Origin of the sequence: Duganella sp. SG902 (assembly GCF_013376005.1) — a bacterium.
Taxonomy (GTDB): Bacteria; Pseudomonadota; Gammaproteobacteria; order Burkholderiales; family Burkholderiaceae_D; genus Rugamonas.
This window is the reverse complement of sequence record NZ_JABMJK010000012.1, coordinates 129,810-145,142: the sequence shown is the minus strand read 5'-3', so window position 1 is coordinate 145,142 and position 15,333 is coordinate 129,810. Positions and strand designations below refer to the sequence as shown.

Here is a 15,333-nt window from a genome sequence, read left to right as displayed (position 1 = left end):
GGGTGTGTCTGCCAAGGTACTTCCTTTATCGATGTAGTTATGAAAACCTTTTCGCCGAAGGGTACCATAAATCTCGCCGCGGATTGACTTTCGGCGGCTGGCGGTATTTAATAAACAGGTGCTTGAAAACGTTTTCATGACAACCTGTGTCATATAATTCAAGCGCCTGCAAGAACTACAAGAGACAGAACGGACAGAGACATGAAACGCGACGCTTCTTTTTCGCACCTCGCGCACGGCCCGCGCATCTTGGCCGACATCGGCGGCAGCAGCGCCAGCTTCGGGCTTGAGACCGGGCCCAACCGGATCGAGGCGATCTGGGTGACCGAGTGCCAGGCGTATCCGACGCTGGGGGCGGCGCTGGTGGCCTACCTGTCGCAGGCGGCGACGGTGGCGGCGGGCGGCTACCAGGCGCGTTTCGCCGGCATCGCCATCGCCAACCCGATCGACGGCGACTGGGTCACCATGACCAACCACCACTGGTCGTTCTCGATCGAGGCCGTGTGTTCGCAATTCAGCCTGAAATCGCTGGTGGTGGTGAACGACTTCACCGCGCTGGCCAGCGCCTTGCCCTACCTGGCGCCGGAGCACAAGCACCAGGTCGGCGGCGGCGTCGCGCGCGGCGGCGCCACCATCGGCCTGGTGGGGGCGGACGCGGGGCTGGGCGTATCCGGGCTGGTGCCGGCCGGCGACCGCTGGATCGCCATCGACAGCGAGGGCGGCCACGCCACCTTCGCGCCGATGAACGAGCGCGAGATCGACATCCTGCGCTACGCGCGCCGCTACCACGAGCACGTGTCGAGCGAGCGGCTGGTGTCGGGCATCGGCATCGCGCTGGTGTACCGCGCGCTGTGCGAGCGCGCGCGGGTGGAGCCGCAGAACCTGAGCACGGCCGAAATCATGGATCGCGGCCTGCACCGGCTGGACCCGGTATGCGAAGAGACCTTGCTGGCGTTCTGCGAAATGCTGGGCACGGTGGCGGGCAACGTCGCGCTGACCCTGGGGGCCAAGGGCGGCATCTACATCGGCGGCCGCACGGTGCTGAAGATGAGCGACTTCTTCGAGCGCTCCGGCTTCCGCGCGCGCTTCGAGCAAAAGGGGCGCTTCTCCGACTACCTGGCGCACATTCCCACCTACGTCATCATCGAGCAGAACCCCGTGCTGACCGGCATGTCCGCCATGCTTTCCGCCGCATAATTCGGGGTCAGCTCTGACATTCGGACATTTGCCGCCGTTTGGGGAACTTTCGAAAAAAATTAAGTTCCCGATTGTCCGAATGTCAGAGCTGACCCCGACTCTGACCCCGACTTTCAGGTGACGGTGTTGATGGCGATTTGGGCGCTGCCTTCGGCCAGGCGCACGGAGATGGCGGTTTGCGGCTTCAGTTGCGAGGGCGCGCGCACGATGGCGCCGTCGTCGTTGGTGACGATGGCGTAGCCGCGTTCCAGCGTGCGCTGCGGATTCAGCAACTCCAGTTGCGAGGACAGCGCGGCCAGCGCGTCGCGCTTCTGGTGCAGCTGGCGCCCGATGCTGGTAACGGCCCGGTGCCGCAGGCTGGCCAGCACGGAGCGCGAGGCCGTCACATCCGGCCTGCGCGCACTCAGTCTTCCACTCAGTCGATCCAGCTGATGGCGTGCTTGCGTTAGCGGTGCGCGGTTGGCGTGCGTCAGGTTGGTCGCCAGCGCGCGCAGCTTGTGGCGCTGCTGGTCGATTTGAGCGCCGGGATTGAGCAGGCGGCGCGTGTAGCCGTCCAGCGTTTGCTCCGCGTCGTTGAGCGCGCGGCGCATGGCGCGGCGGATGTCGATCACGTCGGCCTTCAAGGAGCCGATCCAGTCGGCGCGCGGCGTCACCGCCAGTTCGGCCGCCGCCGTCGGCGTGGCGGCGCGCAGGTCGGCGGCGAAGTCGCAGATGGTGAAGTCGGTCTCGTGGCCGACGCCGGAAATCACCGGCATGCGGCAGTTCGCCACCGCGTACGCCACTTCCTCGTCATTGAACGACCACAGGTCCTCGATGCTGCCGCCGCCCCGGCATACGATCAGCACGTCGCATTCTCCGCGCAGCGACGCGGTGTCGATCGCCGCCGCGATCTTCTCGCCCGCCAGCTGGCCCTGCACCGGGGTCGGGTAGAGCACTACCCGCACGTGCGGCGCGCGCCGCTGCAACGCTGTCAGCACGTCGCGCAGCGCCGCCGCCTGCGGGCTGGTGACGATGCCCACCGTGCGCGCGAACATCGGCAGGGCGCGCTTGCGGTCCGGATGGAACAGGCCGGCCGCGTCGAGCTTTTCCTTCAGGCGCTGGAAGGCCTCGAACAGCGAGCCGACGCCGGCGCGGCGGATCGCTTCCACATTGATCTGGTAATCGCCGCGCGGCCCGTACAAGGTGACCAGCGCCCGCACCTCGACCTTGTCGCCCTCGCGCGGCACGAAGTTGGCGTATTGCGCGCGGCCACGGAACATCACGGCCCGCACCTGGGCGCCGTCATCCTTCAGGGTGAAGTACCAATGCCCGGACGCGGCCCGCGTGAAGTTGGAGACCTCGCCCGAGATCCACGTCAGTGGAAAACTGCGCTCCAGCAGCCGCGCGACAGCCTGGTTGAGCGCGCTCACGGTGAGCACGGGAGCGGAATCTTGGCGGGGTTCAGGGTTCATAAGATTTCAAAAAAGAAAACTATCCACACTATGTGAGTTCGGTCACATAGCGGTCACAGAGTAGTAAATGCGGTAGGTATTATAGGTAGGTCTATGATTTTAAAGGGTAAACATTTCTGCCGTATTTGCGTGCACGGCGGAAAAGTCCTTACGGATCAAGTACTTTGCGCTTGCCCACGGTGGTTACGCACAAAGTTATCCACAAAAGATGTGTGAAACTTTGGTGAGCGATAGTCTTTTTCTTGTTGCTGATTTTATCATGCTTAAAATTTACGCAGAGAAATTATTTTGTGACAAATCAATGACTTAAGTGGAGGAGTGTACTGTTCCGCACACTTTTATCCACAGAATTTGTGCAAAACTCGGGAGTTGTCCCAGCGCCGGTTGCGCGGATGAGGCGCGACGACGGCGATGTCAACTGCATGCGGATGCAGCGCCGGGCCGGTGAAATCGGCTGCTTTATTTTTGCGCACGGCAATAAAAATATTTCAAATCAATGACTTGCTTGACAGGCTTGCGCCTTGCTAACAATCTTATCCACACAAAATGTGCAGAAGTGCACAGTTGCCGACGATAGCTGAAAGCGATCAATCGCGTTTGCGCCGCAGCCAGTGGATAAGCCTGTTCTCCCTCGGGAAAACGGCTAAAAACACCCGCGTGCTAAATTTTTACTCAAGGCAAAAAAGTCCTTATAAATCAAGGACATTTCATGTTGTGAAAGTGCTTGCTAACAATCTTATCCACACGAAGTGTGTAGAAGTGCACAGCGTAGTCTGGCTACGAAAACGCTGCGCGTTTTTTGCGCAGCGAGAAATTTTCTTTAAAAATCAAGCGCTTGGGATAAGTTCAACTCCTTGCTCACAATCTTGTCCACAGAAATTGGGCATAACTGGGATAAGCTCGACAGCAGCTGCGCGATTTTTAAGCTGAACAATTATTTCCTTACAGATCAATGGTTTAGGGATGAAGCTGTTGGCTTGCGCACATTATTGTCCACAGAAAATGTTGAGAACTCCACCAGACACTTGCCGACAGCGGCCCAACACGATACATTGCGCCATTCGGTTGTTCATATTCAGGAGTTCGTTTTGCTCGCCATATTCCAAGCTGCAGGTTGGCCTATCTGGCTGCTGTTGATTGCTTCCATCGTCGCAACCGCCCTGATCATCGAACGCCTGATGTATCTGCGCCGCGGCAAGATCATTCCCAAGAAGCTGCTGGACGAGGTGGTGCAGGTCTACCGCAACAACAACATCACGCCCGACATCATCGACAAGCTGGAAAAGAGCTCGCCGCTGGGCATCGTGCTGTCGGCCGCGCTGCGCAATGTGGACGCGCCGCGCGAGGTGATGAAGGAATCCATCGAGGAGGCCGGCAGCGGCGTGGCCCACACGCTGGAACGCTTCCTCACCACGCTGGGCACCATCGCCACCCTGGCGCCGCTGATGGGCCTGTTCGGCACGGTGGTCGGCATGATCGAGATTTTTGGTTCGCAGAACGCGGCCGGTTCCAACCCGGCACAGCTGGCGCACGGCATTTCGGTGGCGCTGTACAACACCGGCTTCGGCCTGGCGATCGCCATGCCGACGCTGGTGTTCTACCGTCATTTCCGCGCGCTGGTGGACAGCTTCATCATCGACATGGAGCAGCAGGCGGTGAAGTTTGTCGACATCGTCCACAGCAAGCGCAAATAAGGACGTTCCATGAATTTCCGCAAAGGCCAGCGCCGCGAGGATCCGGAGATCAACCTGATCCCGTTCATCGACGTGCTGCTGGTGATCCTGATTTTCCTGATGGTCAGCACCACCTACAGCAAGTTCACCGAGCTGCAGATCACGCTGCCGACCGCCGATGCGCAAAAGGCCACCGAGAAGCCGTTTGAGCTGGATGTGACGGTGGACGCCAAGGGCAACTACACCATCAACGGCGAGCCCATCTCGTTCCGCGACGTGAACGGTTTCGCGCAGGCGCTGCGCGACGCGGCGGCCAAGGGCGGCGAGGCCGGCAAGTCGCCGGTGGTGATCGTCAACGCCGACCAGTTCGCCATGCATCAGATGGTGATCAATGTGATGGAAGCCGCGCGCCTTGCCGGCTACGAGAAACTGACTTTCGCGGCGCAAACCGGTGGCTCAAAATAATTCGTCGGCGCTGGAATCCACGCTGACACGCAACTGGCTGCGGCGCGGCCCGCTGGCCTGTGCCTTGTGGCCGCTCTCCCTGGTGTTCCGCTTGCTGAGCGGCTTGCGCGCGGCCTTGTTCCGCGCCGGCGTGCTGAAGTCGTCGCGGCTGCCGGTGCCGGTGGTGGTGGTGGGGAATATCTATATCGGCGGCACCGGCAAGACGCCGCTCACCATCTGGCTGGTGCAGGCGTTACAGGCGGCCGGTATGACGCCCGGCGTGATTTCGCGCGGTTTCGGCAGCGCGGAGCAGGGCGCGCGCGAGGTGACGGCCGCTTCGACGCCGGCCCAGGTGGGCGACGAGCCGCTGCTGATCCGGCAGCGTACCGGCGCCCCGGTGATGGTGGGGCGCGACCGCGCCGCCACCGGCCGCGCGCTGCTGGCCGCCCATCCGCAAGTGGATATCCTGCTGACCGATGACGGCCTGCAGCACTACAAGCTGCGGCGCGATGTGGAAATCATCCTGTTCGACGGGCGCGGCGCCGGCAATGGCTGGCTGCTGCCGGCCGGCCCGCTGCGCGAACCGGTCTCGCGCCGGCGCGATTTCACCGTGATCAACGCGCCGCAGTTGACGGCCGGGCTGGCCGCGTCGGTCGGCGTGCCGCCCGGCGGCGCGGCGGTGCAGATGACCTTGGCCGGCGACGTGGCCGAGCAGCTGCGCGACCGCACGCAGCGCCTGCCGCTGGCCGGGTTGGCGCTGCGGCAGGCCGAGGGCGGGCTGCGCATCGTTGCCGCCGCCGGCATTGGCAATCCAGCGCGCTTTTTCGGCATGTTGAAGGCCGCCGGCCTGCACATTACCGAGCTGCCTTTGCCCGATCATCACGACTTCCAGGACCGCCCTTTTGCCGGCCTGGAGGCCGACCTTATCTTGATGACCGAGAAGGATGCAGTAAAATGTGCGCAAATTGAAGAACTCAACGACGATCCGCGCCTGTGGGTCGTCCCGGTGACAGCGCACATCGACCGCGCGCTGGCCGACCAAATTGTGGAGAAATGTCGTGGACGCTCGATTGCTTGATATCCTGGTATGCCCGGTCTGCAAAGGCCCGCTGGAGTACGATAAAAAGGCGCAGGAGATGATTTGCAAAGGCGACCGCCTGGCTTATCCTATCCGCGATGGCATTCCCATCATGTGGGCCGACGAGGCGCGCACGCTGCAAGACAAGGCGGAATAAGCCAGTGTCCTTCATCGTCATCATCCCGGCCCGTCTGGCCTCGACCCGCCTGCCGAACAAGCCGCTGGCCGACCTCGGCGGCAAGCCGATGGTGGTGCGCGTAGCCGAGCGCGCCCAGCTGTCGGGCGCGTCCCGCATCATCGTCGCCACCGACCACGAGGACATCCGCGCCGCCTGCGAACAGCACGGCGTGGAGGTGTGCATGACCCGCGCCGACCACCCGTCCGGCACCGACCGCATCGCCGAGGTGGCGCACAAGCTGAATCTGCCTCTGGATGCCGTGATCGTCAACCTGCAGGGCGACGAGCCGCTGATCGACCCGGCCCTGTTGCAGGCCGCCGCCGCGCGCATCGGCGCCGAGGTGCCGATGGCCACCTGCGCCCACCCGCTGCACGACGCCGCCGACGCCTTCAATCCAAACGTGGTGAAAGTCGTCCTGGATAAAAACGGCCGGGCCCTGTATTTCTCGCGCGCGACCATACCGTGGAACCGCGACGCCTTTGCGCAGTCCAAGGATCACCTGCCCGCCGGCTACGTACCGCTCCGCCACATCGGACTGTACGCCTATCGCAACGACTTCCTGCAAGCCTATCCGGCGCTGGAAGTGTCGCCGCTGGAATCGATCGAAGCGTTGGAGCAGCTGCGCGTGCTGTGGCATGGCTACCCGATCGCCGTGCACGTGACCGACTCGGCCCCGGCCGCCGGCGTGGACACGCCGGAAGACCTGGAACGGGTCCGTCGCCACTATTAAACCAGTTTCAAAAGCGTCAGCCACGAGTCAGCTACCGCTGTTATAACGTCTGTAACTGTGCGATATTCACACGGGATATCAACCAGAAATTGGCGTAAAGACTAAGTTTTGTGGTAAGTTTCGTACGATCTGACACTAACTAACCCATATCCCCATATCTGTTTTAGGAAACTTCATGCGTCTCATTCTGTTAGGAGCACCAGGTGCCGGCAAGGGCACCCAGGCAAATTTCATCAAAGAAAAATACAACATCCCGCAAATTTCCACTGGTGATATGCTGCGCGCGGCCATCAAGGCTGGCACGGAACTGGGCATGGCTGCTAAAAAGGTCATGGATGCGGGTGGTTTGGTTTCGGATGACATCATCATCGGCCTGGTCAAGGACCGTCTGGCCCAGCCGGACTGCGCCAACGGCTACCTGTTCGACGGCTTCCCGCGCACCATCGCCCAGGCCGACGCCATGAAGGATGGCGGCGTGGCCGTGGACTACGTGCTGGAAATCGCCGTACCGGACGAGCAGATCATCGAACGCATGGATGGCCGCCGCTGCCACCCGGCGTCGGGCCGCGTCTACCACGTCAAGTTCAATCCGCCGAAGGAAGAGGGCAAGGACGACGTCACCGGCGAGCCGCTGGTGCAGCGCGACGACGACAAGGCCGAGGTCGTGAAGAAGCGCCTGGATGTCTACCACAACCAGACCGAGGTGCTGCTGGGTTACTACAATACCTGGGCACAATCGGGCGAGCCCGGCGCGCCGAAGTATCGCCGCATCGAGGGCGTCGGCCCGGTTGAGCAAATTCGCGACAGCGCGTTTGCCGCGCTATCGAAATAAGCGTTAAAGTAGAGCGGACCGATGGTCCGCTTTTTTTTTCGCCAGCGCCATCCCGTTTTTTTGAAGTTTTGCAGTTCGCACTTGTAGTGTGGTTGTACGGCTTGTTCAACAAAAATAAGGGGACACTATGGCAGGCAGCTTATGGTTTGCGGTTGCGTGCGGCATCATTGCCGTGGTTTATGGACTTTGGTCGCGAAGCTGGATATTGCGACAGGACGCGGGCAATCCGCGCATGCAGGAAATCGCGCTGGCGATACAACAGGGCGCCGCCGCCTACCTGGCGCGCCAATACCGCACCATCGGCATCGTCGGGGTGGTGCTGCTCATCCTCATCGGTGTTCTGCTCGACATCTATACCGCCATCGGCTTCCTGGTCGGCGCGGTGCTGTCGGGCGCCTGCGGCTTCATTGGCATGAATGTTTCAGTGCGCGCCAATGTGCGCACCGCGCAGGCGGCGGCCAAAGGCATGAACGAGGCGCTGGACGTGGCCTTCAAGGGCGGCGCCATCACCGGCATGCTGGTGGTCGGCCTGGGCCTGCTGGGCGTGGCGCTGTTCTATCTGTTCCTGACCGGCGTGGCCTCGTCGGCCTACCCGCATCCGTCGCTGACGCTGCATGACATCATCAAGCCGCTGATCGGCCTGGCGTTCGGGGCTTCGCTGATTTCCATCTTTGCCCGCTTGGGCGGCGGCATCTTCACCAAGGGCGCGGACGTCGGCGCCGACCTGGTCGGCAAGGTCGAGGCCGGGATTCCGGAGGACGACCCGCGCAACCCGGCGGTGATCGCCGATAACGTCGGCGACAACGTCGGCGACTGCGCCGGCATGGCGGCCGACCTGTTCGAGACCTATGTGGTGACGCTGATCGCCACCATGCTGCTGGGCGCGCTGCTCATGGGCAGCGCCGGCGCTACCGCCGTGACCTATCCCTTGCTGCTGGGCGCGGTGTCCATCATCGCCTCCATCATCGGCTGCGCCATGGTCAAGGCCAAGCCGGGCAAGAAAATCATGTCGGCGCTGTACACTGGCCTGTGGTGGGCGGCCGGGCTGTCGCTGATCGGCTTTGTGGTGGTCACCTGGCAGCTGTGGCCGGACCCGGCCATGCGCATGAAAATGCTGGGCTGCACCGTGGTCGGCATCGTCCTCACCGGTCTGATGGTCTACATCACCGAGTATTACACCGGCACTGACTTCCATCCGGTCAAGCATATCGCCGAGGCGTCCACTACCGGCCATGGCACCAACATCATCGCCGGCCTGGGCGTGTCGATGAAGTCGACCGCGTGGCCGGTGCTGGCGGTGTGCGCGGCGATCCTGGTGTCCTACCAGCTGGGTCAGCTGTACGGGGTGGCGATCGCCGCCACCTCGATGCTGTCCATGGCCGGCATCGTGGTGGCGCTGGACGCCTACGGCCCGATCACCGACAACGCCGGCGGCATCGCCGAGATGTCGGGCATGCCGGATTCGGTGCGCGCGATTACCGATCCGTTGGACGCGGTGGGCAACACCACCAAGGCGGTGACCAAGGGTTACGCCATCGGCTCGGCCGGGCTGGCGGCGCTGGTGCTGTTTGCCGACTACACGCACGCGCTGGAATCGGCCGGGCGCAGCATCACCTTCGACCTGTCCAACCCGATGGTGATCGTCGGCCTGATCATCGGCGGCCTGGTGCCTTATCTGTTCGGCGCCATGGCGATGGAGGCGGTGGGGCGCGCGGCCGGCGCGGTGGTGGTCGAGGTCCGCCGCCAGTTCCGCGACATCCAGGGCATCATGGAGGGCACCGGCAAGCCGCAATACGACAAGGCGGTCGACATGCTGACCGCCTCGGCCATCAAGGAAATGATCGTGCCGTCGCTGCTGCCGGTGGTCGTGCCGATCCTGGTGGGCATGCTGCTGGGCTCGGCCGCGCTGGGCGGCATGCTGATGGGCACCATCGTCACCGGCCTGTTCGTGGCGATTTCCATGACCACCGGCGGCGGCGCCTGGGATAACGCCAAGAAATACATCGAGGATGGCCATCACGGCGGCAAGGGTTCGGATGCGCACAAGGCGGCCGTCACCGGCGACACCGTGGGCGACCCGTACAAGGACACGGCCGGCCCAGCGGTCAATCCGCTGATCAAGATCATCAACATCGTGGCGTTGCTGCTGGTGCCGCTGCTGCCGGCGTCCGGCTGGCTGGCGGTATCGGCGCCGGCGGCCCATCCGCCGGCCGTGGTGGCGCCGGCCGAGGCGCCGCCGCCACCACCGCCGCCTATCCAGCAGTAAGGTTACCAATTGTTTCCGTGGCTTCCCTCCCGCGTTTGCGCGGCTAATAATGAAGCAAGGGAGGGAATGCCATGCACATCATCAAGCCAGCGGCGATGACGGCCACGCTCGTGTTCGGCATGCTGGTCTGCGCCAACGCCTGGGCCGAGCCGGTGGACAGCGAGGAATACGCCAAGCTGCCGGTCTGCACGCTCAGCGAGGACGGCAAGTCGCTCGCGGTCGAGCCGTGCCGCACCGCGCCGGCCAAGGTGCCGATGCCGCGCCGTCCGGTGCCGCAAATCATACAACGCATGCCGCAGACCAAGCCGCCGCCCAAGGTGGCCATGCCGACCTCGCCGCCACTGCCGGCGCTGGATCCGCTGGTCAAGCCGCCCGTGCCGACCACCAGTTGCGACGCCGCCGGCTGCTTCGGCGCCAACGGCGTGCGTTACAACAATCTCGGCGCCGGCGCCGTGGTCACGCCGTCGGGCAAGGTATGCAACCGCTCAGGCGCGACCATCCAATGCTAGGCGACCGTCATTCCGGCGCAGGCCGGAATCCATAGACCGTCCGCCCATACCTAACCTGGATTCCGGCCTGCGCCGGCGGTCGGTCGGCTATACTGTCGCGCCATGAGCTACCGACTTTTCCTTTTCGACCTCGACGACACGCTATTGGATTTCAAAGCTTCCGAGCAGCTGTCTTTTGTACGCACCCTGCAGCAACTGGGCCACCAGGAGGTGACCGACAGCCTGTTCACGCAATACCAGGCCATCAACACCGCGCTGTGGCGCAGTTTTGAAACCGGCGGCGTGACCAAGGACTTCCTCAAGGTGGAGCGCTTCCGCCAGACCTTCGCCACCAACGGGCTGGCGCTCGATCCGGCGGCGGCCAGCGCGCTATACCTCGAATCGCTGTCCGAAACCGTGGTGCTGATCGACGGCGCCCAGGCGCTGTGCGCGCAACTGGCGGCGGTGGGCGAGGTGGGCATCATCACCAACGGCGTGGACGCCATCCAGCAGCGCCGCATCGCCGCCTCCGGGCTGGGCCAGTACATCTCCTTCATCGCCACCTCCGAAGCCTGCGGCCACGCCAAGCCGGACAGCCGCTTCTTCGACTACGCGGTCGGCATGGCGCGGCCGGTCGGCAAGGCCGAAACCATCATCGTCGGCGACCGCCTGGACGCCGACATCCTCGGCGCCAACCGCTATGGCATCGACAGCTGCTGGTTCAATCCGGACCGCCTGCCGAACACCTCGGAAGCCATCCCCACCTATGAAGCCGCCCGCTTGGATGCGATCCCGCCTGCCTTGCTATAATGCTGACGTTTACGTAAACGTCAAATAGCAAAAACAGGAGACAGGCATGCAAATCAAGGATCAGGTATTCATCATCACCGGCGGCGCCTCGGGTCTGGGCGCCGGCACGGCGCGCATGATCGTGGAGCAGGGCGGCAAGGTGGTGCTGGCGGACGTGCAGGCCGAGGCCGGCCAGGCGCTGGCCGACGAACTCAAGGCCACCTTCGTCAAATGCGACGTCACCTCGGAAGCGGACGGCCAGGCGGTGGTGGCGGCGGCGCTGGCGCAAGGCACGCTGCGCGGCGTGATCAACTGCGCCGGCGTGGCGCCCGCCGCCAAGACGGTCGGCAAGGAAGGCCCGCATCCGCTGGAACTGTTCCAGCGCGTGGTCGGCATCAACCTGATCGGCACCTTCAACATGGCGCGCCTGGCGGCGGACGCCATGAGCAAGAACGCGCCGCTGGACACCGGCGAGCGCGGCGTCATCATCAACACCGCCTCGGTGGCCGCCTTCGACGGCCAGATCGGCCAGGCCGCCTATGCCGCCTCCAAGGCCGCCGTGGCCGGCCTGACGCTGCCGATGGCGCGCGACCTGTCGCGCAACGGCATCCGCGTGATGACCATCGCGCCCGGCATCTTCGAGACGCCGATGTTGATGGGCATGCCCCAGGAAGTGCAGGACGCGCTGGGCGCCATGGTGCCGTTCCCGCCGCGCCTGGGCAAGCCGGGCGAGTACGCGCTGCTGGCCAAAGCCATCATCGAGAACCCCATGCTGAATGGCGAAACCATCCGCCTCGACGGCGCGATTCGCATGCAGCCGAAGTAAACCGAGGAGGGCTGTATAATCTGCGCATGAATACAACTCCTATCGCAGGTTATCTCTGGCTGGTGCTGGCCTCCGTCGCGAGTGCCGCCGCCACTTTCCTCATCAAGATGTCCAGCCAGGCCGGCACCGGCATCAATCTGGCGCGTCTCGCCTGGCTGGGCGGGGCCGGCGGCGCCTATGTGCTGGGCTTCGTCTGCTATGCCATTGCGCTGGCGCGGCTGGAGATCAGCCTCGCCTATCCCTTCATGACGGCGGTGACCATCGTGATGGTGACGCTGCTCGGCACCATGCTGCTGCAGGAAGCGCTGACCCCGACCAAAATCATCGGATTGATTTTGATCGGCGCCGGCGCCTTCGTGGTCGCTCGCTGATCGCTGGAGTATCCATGTACCGGTTGACGACACTGGCGCTGAGCGCCGCACTCATGGGCGCGTTGCACGCGCCGGTTCACGCGCAGCGTGCCACCCCGGACGCCGCGCCGGAAATCGCCACCGGCTACGCGGAAAAAGCCGGAAAGTCCGCGCAAAAATTCATGGTGGCCGCCGCCAATCCGCTGGCGACGCAGGCCGGCTACCAGATGCTCAAGCAGGGTGGCAGCTCGATCGACGCCGCCATCGCGGTACAGATGGTGCTGACGCTGGTGGAGCCGCAATCGTCCGGCATCGGCGGCGGCTCCTTCCTGATGTACTCGGACGGCAAGCGCGTGCAATCCTACGACGGCCGCGAGACCGCGCCCGCCGCCGCCGATGAACACCTGTTCCAGGACAAGGACGGCAAGCCGGTGTCGCGCGAAGTGGGCGTGGTGGGCGGCCGCTCCACCGGCGCGCCCGGCGTGCTGCGCATGCTGGAGCTGGCGCACAAGCAGCACGGCAGGCTGCCGTGGAAAACCCTGTTCCAGCCGGCCATCCAGCTGGCGGAGAATGGCTTCGCGGTCAGCCCGCGCCTGAACGCGCTGATCTCGTACGATAAATTCCTGGCGCGCGACCCGGTGGCGCGCGCCTATTTCTTCGATGAGCAAGGCAAGCCGCGTCCCGTTGGCTACCTGCTGAAGAACCCCGAACTGGCGCGCACCCTGCGCGAGATCGCCGACGGCGGCGCCGACGCCTTCTACAAGGGCCGCATCGCCAGCGACATCGCCGCCAAGGTGGCCTCGCATCCCACCAACCCGGGCAAGCTGACCGCCGCCGATATCGCCGGCTACCAGGCCAAGGAGCGCGATCCGGTCTGCGGCGACTATAAAAAATGGACGGTGTGCGGCGCGCCGCCGCCATCGTCCGGCGGCATCGCCATCGCGCAGATGCTGGGCATCCTGGAGAACAAGGACATCAGCCCCTACAAGCCGGTGAACGGACAGCTCACCGCCGAAGGCATCCACCTGTTCACCGAGGCCGGCCGCCTGGCCTACGCGGACCGCAACCGCTACGTGGCCGACACCGACTTCGTGCCGCTGCCCGGCAAGGGCGTGAGCGCCATGCTGGACAAGGGCTACCTGAAACAGCGCGCGGCGCTGATCGGCGAGCAGTCGATGGGCCGCGCCAAGTACGGCACGCCGGCCACCATGCAGGTGGCATGGGGCGCCGACACCGCCATCGACAAGCCATCCACCTCGCACCTGGTGGCGGTGGACGCCTTCGGCGGCGGCCTGTCGATGACCACCTCGGTGGAAGACGCCTTCGGCGCGCGCCAGATGGTGGACGGCTTCATGCTGAACAACCAGCTGACCGACTTCTCCTTCGATTCGCAGGACGAGAACGGCCCGATCGCCAACCGCGTCCAGCCGGGCAAGCGCCCGCGCAGCGCCATGTCGCCGACGCTGGTGTTCGACAAGGGCACCCACAGGCTGGTGCTGGCCACCGGTTCGCCGGGCGGCTCGGCCATCATCAACTACGTGGCCAAGGTGCTGGTGGGGACGCTGGACTGGGGGCTGGACGTGCAGCAGGCCATCAGCCTGCCCAACATCGGCAGCCGCAACGGCCCGACCGAGCTGGAAGCGGGGCGCGTCGGCCGCGCGGTGGTGGAGCAGCTCAAGGCGCGCGGCCACGATATCCGCGAATATGACCAGAATTCCGGTCTGCAGGGCATCCAGCGCCGCACCGTCAACGGCAAGGATGAGTGGTTCGGCGGCGCCGATCCGCGTCGCGAAGGTGTCGTTTTAGGGGATTAATTCCTCCCCAAACGGCATAGACCCTGCTAATCTTGCAACATGGGACCAGATAAGAAAACAGGCCTGATCCTGACCGGGGGCGGCGCCCGTGCCGCCTATCAGGTCGGCGTGCTGCAGGCGATATCGGAGATTCTGTGGGAGGAGGGCTGGCCGCCGGCCCGCAATCCCTTCGACATCATTTGCGGCACCTCGGCCGGGGCGATCAACGCCACGGCGCTGGCCTGCCGCGCCGACAACTTCGGCGAGGGCGTGCAAAAGCTGCTCGACGTCTGGCAGCACATCAAGGTCGAGGAAGTCTACCGCGCCGACTCGCTGGGCGTGATCCGCTCCGGCGCGCGCTGGTTGTCGCTGCTGTCGTTCGGCTGGCTGCTGCGCAAATGGCGCGCCGCGCCGCCGGCCTCCCTGCTCGACAACACGCCGCTGGTCGGGCTGCTGCACCGCATGCTGGACTTGCCGCGCCTGGACACGGTGCTGTCCGAGGGCCTGCTGCACGCGCTGGCCGTCACCGCCTCGTCCTACACCGGCGGCAACCACCTGACCTTCTACCAGACCGCCGCCGACATCGCGCCGTGGATCCGCATGCAGCGCGTGGCGCTGCAGGACCAGATCGGCGTCGAGCACTTGCTGGCGTCGTCGGCGATTCCGTTCATCTTCCCGGCCACGCCGCTGTACATGGGCGGCCACCGCGAATACTGCGGCGACGGCTCGATGCGCCAGCTGGCGCCGATCTCGCCGGCCATCCACCTTGGCGCCAGCAAGGTGCTGGTGGTGGGCGCCGGCCGCCTGACCGAACCGCCGCGCAGCGCCGCCGAGAAGAACGCGGCGCGCTATCCCAGCCTGGCGCAGATCGCCGGCCACGCCATGTCCTCGATCTTCCTCGACAGCCTGGCGGTCGACATCGAGCGGCTGGAGCGGGTCAACAAGACCCTGTCCCTGCTGCCGCCGGAGTACCTGGACAAGACCCCGCTCAAGCCGATCAAGCTGCTGGTGATCGCGCCGTCCGAACGGCTGGACGATATCGCCAGCCGCCACATCGCCAGCCTGCCGGCGCCGATCCGCACCATGTTGTCGGGCATCGGCGCCACCGAGACGCGCGGCGCCGCGCTGGCCTCCTACCTGCTGTTTGAATCCACCTACACCTGCGAGTTGATTCGCCTCGGCCAGCGCGACACCCATGCGCGCAAGAGCGATGTGCTGGCCTTCTTCGAATCGTGATG

General features: G+C 64.4%; 15 protein-coding genes. 14 read left to right on the top strand and 1 reads right to left on the bottom strand.

All coding sequences use genetic code 11. The features are described from left to right. The first annotated feature begins 201 nt into the window (after window positions 1–201). Entirely contained in the window at window positions 202–1,197 is a 996-nt protein-coding gene (gene glk, locus FHW83_RS22925) for a glucokinase (protein ID WP_176648672.1), read from the top strand. A gap of 113 nt (window positions 1,198–1,310) precedes the next feature. On the opposite strand, the gene xseA is transcribed toward glk, so the two are convergent. Next, window positions 1,311–2,648 carry an exodeoxyribonuclease VII large subunit gene (xseA, locus tag FHW83_RS22920; protein ID WP_176648671.1) on the bottom strand — a complete coding sequence of 446 codons (1,338 nt, stop codon included), beginning with the start codon at window positions 2,646–2,648 and terminating at the stop codon, window positions 1,311–1,313. 1,088 nt (window positions 2,649–3,736) lie between these two features. On the opposite strand from xseA, the gene FHW83_RS22915 reads away from it, so the two are divergent. The 13 genes from FHW83_RS22915 to FHW83_RS22855 all read left to right on the top strand — a co-directional run bounded on the left by FHW83_RS22915 (window position 3,737) and on the right by FHW83_RS22855 (window position 15,331). Continuing rightward, the gene (locus FHW83_RS22915) at window positions 3,737–4,342 is read left to right on the top strand and encodes a MotA/TolQ/ExbB proton channel family protein (protein WP_176648670.1); all 606 of its coding nucleotides are present in this window, start codon (window positions 3,737–3,739) and stop codon (window positions 4,340–4,342) included. A 9-nt stretch (window positions 4,343–4,351) separates the two neighbouring features. Continuing rightward, entirely contained in the window at window positions 4,352–4,786 is a 435-nt protein-coding gene (locus tag FHW83_RS22910) for a biopolymer transporter ExbD (protein WP_176648669.1), read from the top strand. After that, window positions 4,773–5,843, top strand: coding sequence for a tetraacyldisaccharide 4'-kinase (gene lpxK / locus FHW83_RS22905; protein WP_176648668.1), 1,071 nt, complete (start codon window positions 4,773–4,775; stop codon window positions 5,841–5,843). Before FHW83_RS22910 ends, lpxK begins: the two co-directional genes overlap by 14 nt. Continuing rightward, entirely contained in the window at window positions 5,824–6,000 is a 177-nt protein-coding gene (locus tag FHW83_RS22900) for a Trm112 family protein (RefSeq protein WP_008446346.1), read from the top strand. Before lpxK ends, FHW83_RS22900 begins: the two co-directional genes overlap by 20 nt. A gap of 4 nt (window positions 6,001–6,004) precedes the next feature. After that, window positions 6,005–6,751 (top strand): 3-deoxy-manno-octulosonate cytidylyltransferase, encoded by a 747-nt coding sequence (gene kdsB, locus FHW83_RS22895; RefSeq protein ID WP_176648667.1) that lies wholly within the window; start codon window positions 6,005–6,007, stop codon window positions 6,749–6,751. A 175-nt stretch (window positions 6,752–6,926) separates the two neighbouring features. Continuing rightward, window positions 6,927–7,583: an adenylate kinase gene (gene adk, locus FHW83_RS22890; RefSeq protein ID WP_176648666.1), complete on the top strand. Its 657-nt coding sequence runs from the start codon at window positions 6,927–6,929 to the stop codon at window positions 7,581–7,583. A gap of 127 nt (window positions 7,584–7,710) precedes the next feature. Beyond that, the gene (locus tag FHW83_RS22885) at window positions 7,711–9,849 is read left to right on the top strand and encodes a sodium-translocating pyrophosphatase (RefSeq protein WP_176648665.1); all 2,139 of its coding nucleotides are present in this window, start codon (window positions 7,711–7,713) and stop codon (window positions 9,847–9,849) included. A gap of 71 nt (window positions 9,850–9,920) precedes the next feature. Continuing rightward, a complete protein-coding gene (locus FHW83_RS22880; RefSeq protein ID WP_176648664.1) occupies window positions 9,921–10,358 on the top strand; it encodes a hypothetical protein in 438 nt (145 codons plus the stop codon). Between the two features lie 102 nt (window positions 10,359–10,460). Beyond that, window positions 10,461–11,147, top strand: coding sequence for a YjjG family noncanonical pyrimidine nucleotidase (locus tag FHW83_RS22875; protein ID WP_176648663.1), 687 nt, complete (start codon window positions 10,461–10,463; stop codon window positions 11,145–11,147). A 46-nt stretch (window positions 11,148–11,193) separates the two neighbouring features. Beyond that, window positions 11,194–11,952: an SDR family NAD(P)-dependent oxidoreductase gene (locus tag FHW83_RS22870; RefSeq protein WP_176648662.1), complete on the top strand. Its 759-nt coding sequence runs from the start codon at window positions 11,194–11,196 to the stop codon at window positions 11,950–11,952. 26 nt (window positions 11,953–11,978) lie between these two features. Further along, window positions 11,979–12,323, top strand: coding sequence for an SMR family transporter (locus FHW83_RS22865; protein ID WP_176648661.1), 345 nt, complete (start codon window positions 11,979–11,981; stop codon window positions 12,321–12,323). A 14-nt stretch (window positions 12,324–12,337) separates the two neighbouring features. Next, window positions 12,338–14,116, top strand: coding sequence for a gamma-glutamyltransferase (gene ggt / locus FHW83_RS22860; protein ID WP_176648660.1), 1,779 nt, complete (start codon window positions 12,338–12,340; stop codon window positions 14,114–14,116). A gap of 39 nt (window positions 14,117–14,155) precedes the next feature. Then, window positions 14,156–15,331 carry a patatin-like phospholipase family protein gene (locus FHW83_RS22855; RefSeq protein WP_176648659.1) on the top strand — a complete coding sequence of 392 codons (1,176 nt, stop codon included), beginning with the start codon at window positions 14,156–14,158 and terminating at the stop codon, window positions 15,329–15,331. Window positions 15,332–15,333 lie beyond the last annotated feature (2 nt).

Coding starts and splice junctions, on each gene's coding strand:
- FHW83_RS22880 (WP_176648664.1), top strand. CDS start 9,921: ATGCACATCATCAAGCCAGCGGCGATGACGGCCACGCTCGTGTTCGGC.
- FHW83_RS22865 (WP_176648661.1), top strand. CDS start 11,979: ATGAATACAACTCCTATCGCAGGTTATCTCTGGCTGGTGCTGGCCTCC.
- FHW83_RS22870 (WP_176648662.1), top strand. CDS start 11,194: ATGCAAATCAAGGATCAGGTATTCATCATCACCGGCGGCGCCTCGGGT.
- FHW83_RS22910 (WP_176648669.1), top strand. CDS start 4,352: ATGAATTTCCGCAAAGGCCAGCGCCGCGAGGATCCGGAGATCAACCTG.
- adk (WP_176648666.1), top strand. CDS start 6,927: ATGCGTCTCATTCTGTTAGGAGCACCAGGTGCCGGCAAGGGCACCCAG.
- FHW83_RS22885 (WP_176648665.1), top strand. CDS start 7,711: ATGGCAGGCAGCTTATGGTTTGCGGTTGCGTGCGGCATCATTGCCGTG.
- glk (WP_176648672.1), top strand. CDS start 202: ATGAAACGCGACGCTTCTTTTTCGCACCTCGCGCACGGCCCGCGCATC.
- FHW83_RS22855 (WP_176648659.1), top strand. CDS start 14,156: ATGGGACCAGATAAGAAAACAGGCCTGATCCTGACCGGGGGCGGCGCC.
- xseA (WP_176648671.1), bottom strand. CDS start 2,648: ATGAACCCTGAACCCCGCCAAGATTCCGCTCCCGTGCTCACCGTGAGC.
- FHW83_RS22875 (WP_176648663.1), top strand. CDS start 10,461: ATGAGCTACCGACTTTTCCTTTTCGACCTCGACGACACGCTATTGGAT.
- ggt (WP_176648660.1), top strand. CDS start 12,338: ATGTACCGGTTGACGACACTGGCGCTGAGCGCCGCACTCATGGGCGCG.